15 protein-coding genes are annotated in these 15,118 nt (G+C 47.2%); all 15 read left to right on the plus strand.

Annotation, left to right across the window (positions count from 1 at the left end; all coding sequences use genetic code 11):
- Positions 1–5 precede the first annotated feature (5 nt).
- Positions 6–680 (plus strand): tetratricopeptide repeat protein, encoded by a 675-nt coding sequence (locus EYO21_05945; GenBank protein HIB03350.1) that lies wholly within the window; start codon positions 6–8, stop codon positions 678–680.
- Entirely contained in the window at positions 681–2,444 is a 1,764-nt protein-coding gene (locus EYO21_05950) for a protein BatD (protein ID HIB03351.1), read from the plus strand. It begins immediately after the preceding gene.
- Positions 2,441–3,196 (plus strand): tetratricopeptide repeat protein, encoded by a 756-nt coding sequence (locus EYO21_05955; protein HIB03352.1) that lies wholly within the window; start codon positions 2,441–2,443, stop codon positions 3,194–3,196. The genes EYO21_05950 and EYO21_05955 overlap by 4 nt, the downstream gene beginning before the upstream one ends.
- Before the next feature lies 1 nt (position 3,197).
- The gene (locus EYO21_05960) at positions 3,198–3,638 is read left to right on the plus strand and encodes an SPOR domain-containing protein (GenBank protein HIB03353.1); all 441 of its coding nucleotides are present in this window, start codon (positions 3,198–3,200) and stop codon (positions 3,636–3,638) included.
- Between the two features lie 148 nt (positions 3,639–3,786).
- Positions 3,787–4,533, plus strand: coding sequence for a YebC/PmpR family DNA-binding transcriptional regulator (locus tag EYO21_05965; GenBank protein ID HIB03354.1), 747 nt, complete (start codon positions 3,787–3,789; stop codon positions 4,531–4,533).
- Entirely contained in the window at positions 4,534–5,019 is a 486-nt protein-coding gene (gene ruvC / locus EYO21_05970; GenBank protein HIB03355.1) for a crossover junction endodeoxyribonuclease RuvC, read from the plus strand. It begins immediately after the preceding gene.
- Complete coding sequence (gene ruvA, locus EYO21_05975) at positions 5,016–5,606, plus strand: Holliday junction branch migration protein RuvA (protein HIB03356.1); 591 nt, start codon at positions 5,016–5,018, stop codon at positions 5,604–5,606. The genes ruvC and ruvA overlap by 4 nt, the downstream gene beginning before the upstream one ends.
- Before the next feature lie 8 nt (positions 5,607–5,614).
- Positions 5,615–6,808, plus strand: coding sequence for an aminotransferase class I/II-fold pyridoxal phosphate-dependent enzyme (locus EYO21_05980; GenBank protein HIB03357.1), 1,194 nt, complete (start codon positions 5,615–5,617; stop codon positions 6,806–6,808).
- Positions 6,759–7,928 (plus strand): glycine cleavage system aminomethyltransferase GcvT, encoded by a 1,170-nt coding sequence (gcvT, locus tag EYO21_05985; GenBank protein HIB03358.1) that lies wholly within the window; start codon positions 6,759–6,761, stop codon positions 7,926–7,928. The genes EYO21_05980 and gcvT overlap by 50 nt, the downstream gene beginning before the upstream one ends.
- Before the next feature lie 8 nt (positions 7,929–7,936).
- The gene (locus EYO21_05990) at positions 7,937–10,324 is read left to right on the plus strand and encodes a DNA translocase FtsK (protein ID HIB03359.1); all 2,388 of its coding nucleotides are present in this window, start codon (positions 7,937–7,939) and stop codon (positions 10,322–10,324) included.
- Positions 10,311–10,946: a hypothetical protein gene (locus EYO21_05995; protein HIB03360.1), complete on the plus strand. Its 636-nt coding sequence runs from the start codon at positions 10,311–10,313 to the stop codon at positions 10,944–10,946. Before EYO21_05990 ends, EYO21_05995 begins: the two co-directional genes overlap by 14 nt.
- 1 nt (position 10,947) lies before the next feature.
- Complete coding sequence (locus EYO21_06000) at positions 10,948–12,495, plus strand: HAD-IIIA family hydrolase (GenBank protein HIB03361.1); 1,548 nt, start codon at positions 10,948–10,950, stop codon at positions 12,493–12,495.
- Entirely contained in the window at positions 12,492–13,400 is a 909-nt protein-coding gene (locus tag EYO21_06005) for a D-alanine--D-alanine ligase (protein HIB03362.1), read from the plus strand. Before EYO21_06000 ends, EYO21_06005 begins: the two co-directional genes overlap by 4 nt.
- On the plus strand, positions 13,390–13,905 hold the full coding sequence (locus EYO21_06010) for a UpxY family transcription antiterminator (GenBank protein ID HIB03363.1): 516 nt from the start codon (positions 13,390–13,392) through the stop codon (positions 13,903–13,905). The genes EYO21_06005 and EYO21_06010 overlap by 11 nt, the downstream gene beginning before the upstream one ends.
- A partial coding sequence (locus EYO21_06015; GenBank protein ID HIB03364.1) for a cysteine--tRNA ligase occupies positions 13,902–15,118 on the plus strand: 1,217 nt, incomplete at its 3' end. The genes EYO21_06010 and EYO21_06015, both read left to right, overlap by 4 nt.

Consider the following 15,118-nt stretch of genomic DNA (forward strand, 5'->3'; position numbering starts at 1 on the left):
AGATAATGTTGATATCAGGTTTGTTCTCTTTACTGTGGGGACAACAAATTCCGAATATCCAGCCTTTGGTTATGGAACCTCCATCTAAAACATCAAAGGAAGTGAGCCGCGGCCTTGCGTACTACGAAAATATTTTAAAGAAAAAACCTGATCTTCCTGAAGCTCACTTTGGTGCCGGTCATTCCGCCTACTCCATTGAAAACTACGAGCGGGCAAAAAAGGAGTTTGATTCTTCTTTGAAATCGGAACGAAAAGATCTTCAGGCAAAATCACACTACAACCTCGGCAACACACTCCACCAGCAAGGCCGCCTTGAAGAGAGCCTTATGGCCTTTAGGAAGGCTATACAACTTGATTCATCGGACATGGATGCAAAGTACAATTATGAACTGACCCAGCGAATGCTCAGACAGATGCAGAACAAGCAGCAATCTCAACCCCAGCAGTCTGATAATGATGAACAGAAAGAAGATCAAAACCAACAACAGCAACCTCAACAGCCGGAAGACCAAGAAGAGCAAGATCCAAACCAGATTCCTGAAGATCAGCAAGAGCAGGAACCTCAGCAGGTCAAGCCTAATGCGGAAGCGATCCTGGACGCTTTGAAAGCTGATGAAGAAAACCTAATGAAGCGGAAACTGGGCCATGCCCTTTCAAAGAAGCTGGCGAAGGACTGGTAAATGAGATTCCAGCTGGTATTCCTCACACTATTTGTCGCTCAGTCCGCTTGGGCGGAGATAAAAGTTTATGCCGCCATTGATCAGAATAGAATTACCCTCAACGAGACAGTGTCGCTGAAAGTGACGGCTGAAGAGTCGAATGATTTCCCAAAACTTGATATTAGTGCCATCAAAGAATTCACTGTTATTTCAGGCCCTGGGCAGTCAAGCAGTTTTCAATGGGTGAACGGCAAGATGTCCAGCTCCAAGACACTTTCCTGGACGCTCATTCCAAATAGACATGGATCGTTGACAATCCCAGTTTTGACGGTTGAGGTGGATGGCAAACTGATAGAGACCGAACCTATCATTCTGACGGTTTTGCAGTCCGGTAGCCGTTCTGCTGCCGGTTCTGGTGGTCAATCTTCCCAAAAAGATCCACAGGTGCCGCTCATTTTCCTCATTGCCGAACCTGACAAGGAAGAGATCTTCCAGGGCGAGCAGGTGACGGTTCACTACAAATTGTACACGCGCGTGAACTTGAGGCGGTACGCCGTTGAGTCAAAACCGCAGGGCGTCGGCTTCTGGCAGGAAGAGCTGTATGCACCGAAGCAACCAACGTTGAGAGAGACGAGTATTGACGGTGTTCGTTATCGTATTGCCACGCTCTACAAAGTTGCCCTCTTTCCCACAACGTATGGAGATCTCACTCTTGAACCGATGATCCTGAACTGTACCATAGAAATTCCGTCCCGTAATCGCCAATTCTCGCTGTTTGACAATTTCTTTTCAGATCCGTTCTTTTCGAGGACAAAGCAGCAGATAGTTCGATCAGACGAGTTGACTTTCCGTGTGAAACCGGTGCCAGAAGTTGGTAAATCGGCCGATTTTACAGGTGCCGTTGGTGAATTTCGTCTTACATCGAGTGTGGATACAACTTCTGTGGTTGCTAATCAAGCACTGGCATTTACTGTTGAACTTTCCGGTACGGGCAATCTTGGTCTTTTTCAGCTGCCAGAGCCAGAATTTCCCGGTGGGCTGGAAGTTTTCAGTCCCAAAACATCCATGGACAAGGATCCGTTCAGAGATGAGATTTCGGGAAAACGGTCGTGGGAATATATTCTCATTCCCCGATGGGAAGGGAAGATCATACTCCCTTCAGTAGAACTTGTCTATTTAGAGCCGAAAACCGGGAAATGGCTCACCACGGAGACCGATCCCATCCCCGTTCTTGTAACCCCTGCCGTGAGCGCCATTACCGAAAGCAGTGGTTTGACGAAAGAGGAGATTGCCCTTTTGAGCCAGGATATTCGTTACATCCGTCAGGAGCCAGTTCGGATACGAAGTATCTCTAACCGGATTGTGCCCCGGGCTTTCTGGCTTATGAACCTACTGGCTGTTGCAATGTTTTTTGCCCCTAATGTTGTGGAGTTGGTTCAGAGCAGTCGAGTGGAGCGGCAGGGAGCTATTCGTGTGCGAGGCACTCTTCGGCGCGCGAAGAAGGTTCTTTTGAAAGTGGAGGACGACGATTATGAGAAGGTGGAGCAGACCATCTATAGTTATTTCTCGGACCGGATGGGGCTGCCGGGTGTGGGCCTTGATGGGCGCATCCTGGAAAAGAAACTTCAGGACGTTGTGGACAAGTCCACCTTGAAGGAGTTGTTAGCCCTTCTTGAAATTTGCGGTATGGGGCGGTTTGCACCATCAGCTGCTGACGACGCTTCCGCTTCAGAGCTTGCTTATCGGGCGGTAGACCTGCTACGGGGAATAGAGGGGCAATTGTGAAAACTGTCGTGAGGCTCATATGTCTTTTGACTTTCACCACAGTAATTCGGGCAAGTTCTTATGCTGACTCTCTCTTTATGGAAGCCAATAGTTTCTACAGCAACCAGTATTACAGTGAGGCTGCAGACCTCTACAATCAATTGATAAATCAAGGATACGGCCATACGAATCTCTATTACAATCTCGGGAATGCCTATTATCAGTTGGGAGACTTGGGGAACGCCATATGGGCCTATGAGAAAGGTTTGGAACTGAACCCCAGGGATAGCGATCTTAAGTTTAATCTTAGCGTTGCCAACGCCAGGATTGTGGACAGGGTACGTGTACCGGAACCTTTCTTTTTGCTGAAATGGTACGGTGCCTTGAAGCAATCCTTTTCGCCATCTCAGTGGCTCATGACTATCAGCTCAGTTCTGCTCGGAGCCGCCATGCTGTCCGCTTTTGCGAGATTTTTTAAAAATCGCCTTTCACAAATCCTTATGACTGCTTCTTCGGCCGGATTGGTCATGGTGATACTTTTTTCGGCTGTTTTCGCCGATATCTACTTTGATATTTCGGACATAGAAACGGGCGTTGTGGTTGCCCAAGAGGGACGGGTATACACGGCGCCGTCCAAAAGCAGTAACCTCCTTTTTGTCATCCACGAAGGGACGAAGGCGGAGATCTCAAGCCGTCAGTATCCGTGGATTGAGATCGAACTCATCGACGGTAAGAAAGGGTGGCTCGATTCCAATTCGCTGAGGCCGCTGTAAAATGAAGCGAATCATCACGCTTCTGGCCGTCGTTTCACTTCTTCTAGCTCAGAAAAAGAAGGTCAGGTTTGATGAAAGTTTTGATCCTGCTACCCTGAAAGAGCCGGAGATCAAATTACCTGTTATACTAAAGCCAGACGAGCCGCTGCCACCTCAGTTTTCCCCTGTCGAAACGGACACCGTTGTTGAAGGTTATCGTGTTCAGGTGATCTCAACACAAGATTTAAAGGAGGCCAACCTGTTAGTGATGGAACTATCCTCTCTTTACGGGAATGAGGTGTATGTTATCTTTGATTCGCCCAACTATAAGGTTAGGGTGGGGAATTTCCGATCCCGGGGTAACGCTGAAAAGGCCCGGCAGCGGATAGTCGCTCTGGGTCACCGGGCAGCGTGGATCATACGGACGAAAGTGAGGAAAAACCAACCACCTAGTCGTCAATGAAATGCGGGAAAAGAGTTGTCCTCCAATCATCATCTGGATAAATTTCTGCCGTCTTGTACCTGGAAACATCGACCTCGGAGCGGTGTATAGTCTTATATACCTTTCCGCCTGATTTTCTCATCACTTCTTTCGTCCGGACAGGTTAATCGTGGCCGGTCATTCCAAATGGGCACAGATCAAGCGCAAGAAAGCCGTTGTAGACGCAAAGCGCGGACAGGTGTTCACAAAGATCATTAAGGAGATCACAGTGGCCGCCAGGCTAGGTGGTGGAGATGAAGATGCCAACCCCAGGCTGAGACAGGCCGTCCTTTCTGCGAAAGCAGCCAACATGCCGGCGGACAATGTTAAGCGTGCCGTCCAAAAGGGGACTGGTGAGCTTCCTGGTATTTCCTACGAGGAGGCAATATTTGAAGGTTACGGTCCCGGCGGAGTTGCCGTTATGGTGGAAGTGACAACCGATAACCGTAAGCGAACTGTGGCCGAACTGAGACACCTCATTACCAAGCACGGGGGAAATCTGGGTGAAACGGGATGCGTGGCATGGATGTTTAAAAGGAAAGGGTTAATCACCATCGAGAAAATCAGCGTTGATGAGGAATCACTTTTGGATTCCATCCTAACTGGCGGGGGTGATGACTTTTCAGATGAAGACGATGTTTATGTGGTTGAATCGGCACCTGATCAGATGATAACAGTCCGCGAACAGCTGGAAGCTGACGGATTTTCAGTAAAATCATCAGAGATAATGCAGATGCCTCAAAGTAGTGTGAGCGTTGAGGGTGAGACTGCAAAAAGGGTGATTCAACTGTTGGAAGTGCTTGACGATCATGACGATGTTCAAAAGGTTTCAGCCAATTTCGATGTTGATGATGCTGAAATAGAAGAGGTGAGTTAAATGAGACGAATCATCGGTATAGATCCGGGTATTTCTACCACCGGTTATGGTGTCATAGAATCAGACGGTGATGCCATCAGTGTGATTACATGGGGAGCCATCTCTCCTCCGTCAAAGAAAAATATTCATGACCGATTGTGTGTTCTCTATGATGGCATTAAAGATATTATTGATCGTTACACTCCTACTGAATTTGCTATCGAGGAAGCATTCTACAGAAATAACGTCAAGACAGTCCTAGTGTTGGGCCAGGCACGGGGCGTTGTGATGCTGGCGGCGGCTCATCAGGATCTGCCGTGCTACGAATATTCACCGCGGAAAATCAAAATGTCCGTTGTAGGGAACGGCAACGCATCCAAGGAGCAGGTCCAGTATATGGTTACCTCTATTTTAGAAATGGAAAAACCCCCGGAGAAGCACGACGTCACTGACGCCCTAGCCACGGCCCTTTGCCATCTCCACCAGCCGGAGGTCATGGCTGAATGATACATTCTTTACGGGGGAAAGTGAAGTCGAAATCCGCTACAAATGTTGTGGTGGATGTTCGCGGTGTTGCCTTTTACGTAGTACTCTCCGTTCCTACCGCTGATCGTCTTCCAAAGGTAGGTGAAGAGGTGGAAATCCGTACCTACCTCAAAGTCAGGGAAGACGCCATGGAACTTTACGGTTTCGGAGACGAAGATGAACTGACCCTGTTCAAGATGCTTATCGGTATTTCCAAGATTGGGCCTAAGCTAGCCATGGGAATTCTCTCCGGCGCCAGCCCTGATGAATTCAAAAGACGGATTGTAGCGGGAGACGTGGCGTCCCTGACGGCGCTACCGGGCATCGGATCCAAAACAGCCAAACGGATTATTGTAGAGCTGAAAGATAAATTTGTGGTAACCGGGGATGACGATGTTATGACACTGGACGGAGAAGTGCCGGACCAGTTTGCTGATGCCCTGGCCACACTCACTGCTCTCGGTTTCCACCGTTCGGACGGTTTTCGCGTTCTTTCTGATATGCAGAGGAAAGATCAGCTTAGCGGGGACGTTGAAGAAATTGTGAAAATAGCGTTGACTAAACTGTAGGAGCTGAAATGCAATTTGCTGCGAGACTAGAAAGTTTGGGAACCGAATCAGCCTTTGAAGTGGCACGACAGGCAGCTGAATGGAAGGCGGCGGGGAATGAAGTTTTCCCGTTCCATATCGGTGATTTCAACATACCGACACCGCAGCGGGTGGTTGACGCCATGAACCGTGCAATTGAAAATGGAAAGACCGGGTACTGCCCACCGCCCGGTATTCCCGAACTCCGAGAAGCACTGGCCGATGATGTGGGTAAACTGAGGGGCATAGACTATTCCATGGAGAATATTATTGTCCAACCAGGTGGGAAACCCACTATAGGCAAATTCATTCTTGCTGTTATGGAACCGGGAGATGAAGTGCTCTATCCCAGCCCCGGCTTTCCCATTTATGAATCGATGATCGAGTTCCATGGGGGCAAGGCTGTTCCGTATAATTATATTGATAATAGAGGAAAGTTTTTGCTGGATTTGGATCAGCTTAAGTCGAACATCTCACCGAAAACCTCCATGCTGATATTTAATAATCACCACAATCCCACCGCGGCAGAATCTCCCCACGACGAACTGGAGGCGCTGGCTGAAATTTGCATGGGAAATGACCTGTGGGTCCTCTCCGATGAAGCCTATTTCGAAACAAGATATGAAGGTGAGTCAGAGTCCATAGCTTCAATTCCCAGGATGGCGGAACGGACCGTTATATTATATACCTTTTCCAAGCGGTTCGCCATGACAGGATGGCGCGTTGGTGCATCCATTGGACCTCCGGAAGTAATGGAAATCATTGGTCAACTGAACGTAAATGATGAATCGTGCACGAATCACTTTGCCCAGTGGGCCATGATCGAAGCCTTGGAAGGCGGCGCGGAAATGTGCAAACCTATCACTGATGAACTTCGTGTCCGGAGAGACGTTGCCCGTGATTTGCTGAACGGTATTGAAGGTGTCTCAGTGGGGTCGCCTTCATCCACATTTTATCTTTTCCCGAAAGTGACGAAAGTGGTGGTGAAAAAAGGTTTTCGGAACAGCAGCGAATTGCAGGAAGCTGTTCTAAAGGAGACAGGTGTGGCCTTCTGCCCTAGGAGCCATTTCTGCACGCCATTACCTGATGAGAAAGAGCATTATGTCAGGTTCGCTTATTCTGGTATCCAACTGGATGACATTCGCGAAGGAATGGACCGCTTTAAAGCCTATTGTGAGGCTTGAACTTGTGGGTGAAACAGGAAAAAGAACTTTCCTCTATGACTACCATCTGTCCCTCGGTGCAAAGATGGTCCCTTTTGGCGGGTTTGAGATGCCTGTGCAGTACTCTGGCATCATAGATGAACATACCTCTGTGAGGGAAGCGGTGGGTCTTTTCGATCTATCTCATATGGGCGAATTTGTTATCAGCGGGAGGGGAGCGTCGTCTTTCTTGCAGCGAGTGACAACCAATAATGTTGCTACCATTCAAACCGATCAGGCCCAGTACACAGCGATTTGTAATGAAAATGGTGGAATTATAGATGATTGTGTTTTGTACCGTTTTAGCGACCACTACCTTTTGGTAGTAAACGCATCCAATATTGAGAAGGATTTGGGATGGCTGGAGAGCAATCTTCAGGGCGAGGTATCACTTAAAGACAGATCTGATGATTTTTCGCTGGTGGCCGTTCAGGGACCTAAGTCGCTAGAGCTCTTAAGCAAGGTGGTGAATAACACTCAAGATGTGCGATCTTTGCCATTCTACTGGCACTGCCAATCGGTAGTTGCAGGAATTGAAGTGATTTGTGCAAGAACCGGCTATACGGGAGAGCTTGGTTACGAGATCTACGTTGACGGGGGAGAGGCGGAGCCAGTTTGGGACATTTTGCTTGAAGAAGGTGCTTCCCTGGGCGTCAAACCTGTCGGTCTCGGTGCCAGGGATACACTCCGCCTTGAGATGAAGTACTGTCTTTATGGTAACGACATTGATGAAAAGACAAACCCCATTGAAGCGGGGCTTGGGTGGATCACCAAACTGGAAAAAGGTGATTTCATTGGCAAAGCTGCCATTGCCAAAGTGCAGTCGAATGGGCCTGAACGTAAGCTCATCGGTTTTGAGCTTTTGGACCGAGGCATCGCTCGCCACGGTTATTCTGCCATGTTTAACGGGAACACAATCGGCAGTGTCACCAGCGGGACACATTCTCCAACCTTGGGTAAGTCTATTGGGATGGCCTATGTGGACAGTTCCCATGCTTCAACTGGCTCGGAGCTGAAAATAGATATCCGTGGAAAAGTAATGCCGGCAAAAGTGGTGAAGACCCCTTTTTGGACGAAAGGTACAGCCACGGAAAAAGTTTAAAGGACGATATGGATCGCAAGAGAGAAATCATCGGTATACTTCTTATTCTGGTATCTCTCTTTGTTTTGCTTAGTTTGATGACCTATGATGCTGCTGAAGAACCCACCATTTCACCCAACATTGCCATCTCCAATCGGGCGGGGATCTTTGGCGTCTATATTGGCCATTTCTTCATCAAGATGGCTGTCGGTTATGTCTCTTTTATATTACCTATCATCGGCATTGCTTGGGGATGGGTTTTGTTTAGCAAAAAGACCCCCAAATTTCTTGGAAAACTGACTGTTCATACGCTTCTCATGGGACTCATCGTCTCAGTATTATTGGGATTGATGGTAGTTACCAAGGATGCAGAAAGCTACCAGGCTTCCGGACTTGTTGGTGCCATGTTGGCAAAACTATTTCACGATTTTCTTGGCACCATCGGTACCGTAATTCTTTTGCTAGCCAGCTCATTTGTAGTTGTCCGGGGATACTTTAACTGGAATTTTTATGATCATGTAGAGAAGGTTGTCACCTTTTTTTCAGGTGTGGTCAAACGGGGGCAGAAGATTCAGCCTGAAAAAAGCGTGGAAACTCAGAAAAGAGAACATACAGAAAAACTGCTTGGCCAGCTTCGGGAAAGACGGGACTTCGAGGATGAAGTTCTCGCTCAGCCAGATGAACCAGAAGTGGAAGAGGTTGAAGTTCCGGAGGAACTGGAAGAAGAGGCCGGTATCGAAGTTGAAGAGACCGAGGTCAATCCGCCGAAGGAAGAGGAGACATTTTTTGATGTTAATGAACCAGAGGCGGAAGTTGAGAAAGAAGAAACTGCTGAAGAACCACAGGCCCCCGCAATGGATGAAGAGCGTGCAGGGGAGTACACAATCGGACAGGAAGTGATTGAGGAGGAGATCGATTTTAATGCTACCGTAGAAGATGCACCAAAAAAAGCTTATCAGCTTCCTTCTGTCGATTATCTTGACCATTACGAGGAAGTTACCCCCAGTGCCTCCGATAGCGAACTTGTGGATAAGGCTGATTTTCTTACACAGTCTCTGGCGACTTTTGGCGTTGAAGGGAATGTGGTCAACATTGCTCCCGGACCGGTCATTACCCTGTTTGAGGTTGAACCGGCTGAAGGTGTTCGCGTCAATAAATTTGTTCAGCTTTCAGATGATCTGGCTCGTGTCATGAGAGCACCAAGAGTGCGTGTGATTGCGCCCATCCCAGGCAAATCTTCTGTCGGCATTGAAATCCCCAATGAGAATCCCTCCATTGTCTATATGCGTTCCGTTGTCAATTCTGAAAAGTTTATCTCATCTGCCTCCAAATTGACCGTAGCTCTTGGCAAAACAACCAGTGGAGAGAATTACATTATTGCACTGGATAAATTGCCGCACCTGCTCATAGCGGGAACTACTGGTTCAGGTAAGTCGGTTTGCATCAACACAATTGTCTCATCTTTACTTTACCGTTCAACCCCTCAGGAAGTCAGGTTCATTTTGATCGATCCAAAAAAGCTGGAGATGGCGGCTTACAGAACGCTTGAAAAACATCACCTTATCACCGCTGAAGATATTGATGAATATGTGGTTACAACACCTGAGAATGCTGTTCTTGCTCTCCGTGCCGCTGAAAAGGAGATGGGGCGAAGATATGATGTGCTGGCTGATGCTGTGGTGAGAAATATCCAGGAATACCGAGACAAATCGAATAAAGACAGCAGCCTGGAAAACATGCCCTACATTGTGGTGATAATTGACGAATTGGCTGACCTAATGCTGAGGGCGCCGAAGGAGGTTGAGCAATCTATTGCCCGCCTTGCCCAGATGGCTCGTGCTGTGGGTATCCATCTTGTACTGGCAACACAACGACCCTCAGTGGACGTTATTACCGGTGTTATTAAGGCAAACTTCCCAGCTCGGATAGCATTTCAGGTTGCGACAAAGGTTGACTCTCGGACAATCATTGATATGAATGGTGCTGAAAAACTGCTGGGCAGAGGTGATATGCTTTTCCTGCCACCCGGCACATCTGATACAATCCGGCTTCACAATTCTTTCGTTACACTTGAAGAGATTAACAGGATAGTTACGCACATTGAGTCACAGCCGACAGCCGATGAAATAAAGCTGGAGGGTACAAAGACACAGCTAGGTATAGAAAGAGAGCTTAGTGGATCTGAAGATGGTCAGGATGAATTGCTCACAGAAGCTATTCGCCTTGTGATCACTCACCAGCAGGGATCCATTTCCCTAATCCAGAGGCGTTTCAGGGTCGGCTATTCCCGGGCAGCCCGTCTCATTGATCAGATGGAACAGCTTGGCATTGTGGGTCCTTTCACTGGCAGCAAGGCGAGAGAGGTTCTTGTTGACGAATCCTATCTTCAAGTGCTGGATGACGATGAATCGTCTTGAGGATAATTTGTTTTCACTGAAACATCTTCTCGTCCCCATTGTGGGACTTTCTGTTTTGAGCAGCATCGGTGCTTTTCAGGTTGATAAGGAAATCTTGTACGACATCTCAGCCACTTTACTTGATAAAAAGGGTCACACCTTTGAGGTGTTCTGGTTCTACCGTCTTGATGAAGAGTCATGGGAAGGGAAGGGGACGCTGAAAATTTTAGGCAGAAATTATCTCAGCCTTGACCTTCCTTTTATGAATGTACTTATACAGAATTCTGTTTTGAGTGTCAGGTATCCGGAAGAGGATCAGGTACTCATTGATTACTTCAACCGCCGTGATCCGTCAAACCTCTTTGCCGTACTGCTAAGCGATTTCGGCGGCTTTATAGTAGAAAATATAGAAGTCAATAATGAACAGATCAGCCTGAGCCTTATTCCTGAAACGCTTGTTGGTTTTGACCGTCTTTGGATCTCAGTAAAGGAGAATGAGTGGATGCCAAAAACCATAAAGGCAGTTTCGGGAAAAGATTTGGAGATCTATGTGGATGTTCTGTCAGTGGGACCTCTAGTAAACCCAGAAGATCTTAAAATGGGAAAACTGACTGCCAGTGAAATTATAGACTTGCGGGACTAGCGTGAAAAAAGTAATAATCGGAATCTTGTTCAGCGTGGGGGGCCTCTATTTCGCTTTTCGCCAGATGGATTTTGGCAGCCTCATGACAGTCTTAAGGTCTGTGGACTGGATATTGATTCTTATTGCTGTTATAGTGATGATCGTTAGTGTCTGGGTGAGGGCTCTCAGGTGGCACATTATCCTTTCTCCCATAAAAGATGTAAAGACACACCCACTCTTTGCCGCTACTATGATCGGCTATTTTGGCAACTCCGTCCTTCCATTAAGGTTAGGGGAGTTCTTAAGAGCTTATGCCCTGAACCGTAACGAACATTCTGTAACCTTCTCCACAGCTTTTGGTACCATTGTCATTGAGCGTGTTGTAGACATGCTGGGCATCATGTTTTTGATACTTGCGTTATTTTCATCTTATGATATTCCACAGTGGCTGGCGAACAGCGGGCTCACCCTTTCGGCGGTTGTGATCATTGTTTCAGCTGCTCTCTTTTGGATTTCTGCTTCACACCACGATTGGGTGGAGAAAATGGAAAATATAGCTGTCCTTCAGCGTGGTGTTGGGATTCGCATGAAGAAGATGTTTCATTCATTTATAGAAGGGTTGGTGACGCTCAGAAAAATCAGGCGACCGGTATCTCTGGTTTTCTATTCAGTTTCTCTATGGCTTATGTACTGGGGAATTACTTGGCTTTGTGCAAGATCTTTAGGTATTGATCTGTCGTGGCTTCAATTGGGGATTCTTTTGGTTTCGGTAACAATGGTAATTACACTCCCTTCAGCTCCCGGTTTTATTGGGACATACCATGCCGGTGCAGTTTTGATGCTGGTAGAGGTTTTTGCTGTGGCACAAGCTCCAGCACAGGCATATGCCATCATTAACCATGCTGTCGGTTTTGTTCCCCTTGTTGTGATAGGTGCCTACTATTTTCTGAAAAGTTCTCTCAAACTGAGCGATGTGAAATCTGAAGAAGCGCCCCGAATACATGATTCTGAAAAAATGGGGGCCATTTTTCTTGACAGGGATGGAACCTTAAATCCGGATCCCGGTTATATTTCTTCACCAGACGATTATGAGCTTCATCCCGAGACCATAGATGCACTTAAAACCTTATCTGCTACCGGACTGCCCTTCATATTGATAACCAACCAATCGGGTATAGGGAGAGGTTTGATTGAAGAAACGGCCTTGAAGGCCATTCATAATAAACTTGATTCATTGCTTGAGAAGCACGAGCTATTCCTTATTGATAAATATTACTGCCCCCATACTCCTGAGGATCGGTGCGATTGCCGGAAACCGGCTACTGGAATGCTCACAAAAGCGGCAGACGATCATGGAATTGATCTCACTTCTTCTTATATGATTGGTGATTCGGTAGCGGATGTGGCGGCGGCAAATGCTGTTGGTGTGCAATCGATATTGGTCAAGACAGGTAACGGACAGAGGACTGAAAGAGAAATCTTGAATGGGAAACTTTCAGCCGATTTTGTTGGAGACAATTTAAGTGATTGTGCTAAACATATTGTCGATTTAGAGGAGGCACAACGGTGAAAATTGCTGTCCTCATGGGCGGGAACTCTGCCGAACGGGAGGTTTCTCTCCATAGTGGCGAAGCGGTGGTCGGGGCTCTTCAGCGGACAGGGACAGATGTGTTCGCCTGTGATTATGAAGGGGACATCCGGAATTACCTTGCGAACCTTCTCGAGGCTGACGTTGTTTTTATGGCTCTTCACGGTGGAGAAGGTGAGAATGGGACTGTTCAGCGTATTCTCGAAGAGGAGAGCATTGTCTACACCGGCTCAGGACCTGATGCATCCGCCCTGGCAATGGACAAATTGGCTTCAAAAAAGCTGATGGTTGAGAATGAACTTCCCACTCCGGGCTGGGATTTTTTTTCTAGTAGTGAAGACTTCGAAGCCTTCGGTGAAAAGAACCGTAACTATCCTTTGATCGTAAAACCCAACGGTGAGGGGAGTACTGTTGGACTTACGATTGTGAAATCAGAAGCTAAACTGTTGCCAGCTGTGCAGACAGCTGAAAAGTGCAATAGCGGTATTCTATTGGAAGAATATATTCCCGGCCGGGAACTCACCATAGGCATATTGGGCGAAGAAACTCTTCCTTGCATTGAAATCCTCCCATCTCACGATCATTATGATTATGAGTGTAAGTATACAGCGGGGATGTCTAACTACATTTGTCCGGCTGAGATGCCTGCGGCTTTGGCCAGTCAATTGGCTCAGTCTTCTCTTGCCATTCACAACCTCCTAAGCTGCCGCCACTACAGCCGTGTCGATTTCAGGCTCACTCCGGAGGACAGTTTCTTCTGTCTGGAGGTAAATACCCTCCCAGGACTGACCGATACAAGTCTGGTGCCGAAAGCGGCGTCGATAATGGGAATCTCGTTTGAAGATCTTGTTTTGAAACTTTGTGAAATGGCACTCCATGGAAAATAACGGCAGGGAAAAACATTGGCTAGCAATCTATACCAAACCGCGGCATGAAAAGACAGCCGACAGCGAACTCAAGATGAAAGGAATAGAATGTTATCTTCCGCTAGTTAAGCGCTTAAGGTTCTGGAAAGATCGCAAAAAATGGGTATGGATGCCCCTTTTTAGGAGTTATCTCTTCGCTCGCATACCGTTGAATGAGACGCTGTATGTACTTCAGACTTACGGTGTTCACCATATTGTTAAAATCGGAAGTAATTATGCCGTCGTTCCCGATAAACAGGTGGAAGCTGTAAGGCAAATGTTGGAGGGAGGTTATGTTCCTGATGCCCATGACTATTTTGATATTGGTGATGAAGTTGAAATCGGTGGCGGTCCCTTAGTGGGCGTGCGAGGTATTCTTTCAAGGAAAGCAGGGGAGACCCGCTTTGTAATCCGCGTGGACGGTATTCAGCAAGCCATTTCAGTCCACATCGATGCCGATATGCTTAAGCCTGTCAAACCGTTTTGAGTCTCAAACTGTTTAATACACTTTCCGGGGAGCTTGAAACTTTCAAGCCACTGGATGGCGAGACTGTCCGGATGTACTCGTGCGGACCGACCGTTTACGATGTTCCTCACATCGGTAATTTCCGCGCCTTCCTCTTTTTCGATCTTGTGAAACGGTATCTCCGTTTCCTCGGTTACGATGTTAATCATGTTATGAACATTACAGATGTAGATGACAAGATTATCGCAAAGTGCGGTGAGAAAAGGAAATCTTTATTAGAACTGACGGCTAAGTACCGTACAGCTTTCGAAAAAGACGCCGAATCTCTTCATATAGATCTACCTGAGGTGCTGCCTGCGGCCACCGATCACATTGGTGACATGATTGATCTCATCAAAAAGCTTATAGACAAAGATTACGCTTACGTTGTAGATGGCGGGTCTGTCTTTTTTAAGATTGGCTCGTTTCCGGATTATGGCAGGCTTTCCCGTATTGACATTACGCAACTTTCCAGCACGGATCGGGTGGCTGAAGATGAATACGGTAAGGAAAATCCTCAGGACTTCGCCCTTTGGAAGGCGTGGAAAGAGGAGGACGGTGAGATCGTGTGGGATTCGCCTTGGGGGCGAGGCAGGCCCGGGTGGCATATAGAATGTTCCGCTATGTCCATGAAATATCTTGGTGAAGAATTCGATATTCATTGTGGTGGTGTTGATCTGATTTTCCCTCACCATGAGAATGAAATTGCCCAGAGTGTCTGTGCTACCGACCAATTGTTTGTCAACTTTTGGTTGCACTGTGAACACCTGCTGGTGAATGGAGCCAAAATGAGCAAATCGCTTCAGAATTTCTATACCATCACTGATTTGATAAACAGGGGATACACCGCTTCGGCCATTCGTTATCTGCTCACCTCATCACACTACAGACATAAGGTGGATCTAACAGAAGAACATATTCTGGCTGCAAATCAGGCTGTTAACCGGTTTCAGGATTTCAGACGCAGGCTGGAAAAGCTTGCAACGAGTTCTTCTGGAAATGAGTCTGATCTTCCTATGTTGGTGTTGGATGAATTCAGGAAAGCGATGAATAACGACCTGAATATAGCTAAAGCCATGGGGAAAGTTTTCGACTGGATAAGAGAAGTAAACAGAAAGATCGATTCAAATGACCTGACGGCTGAGGAGGCCGACCGTTCTCTTGAAGTGTTGAACAAAATTGACGATGTTATAGC

Source organism: Candidatus Neomarinimicrobiota bacterium (genome assembly GCA_012964825.1).
GTDB lineage: Bacteria > Fidelibacterota > Marinisomatia > Marinisomatales > S15-B10 > UBA2125.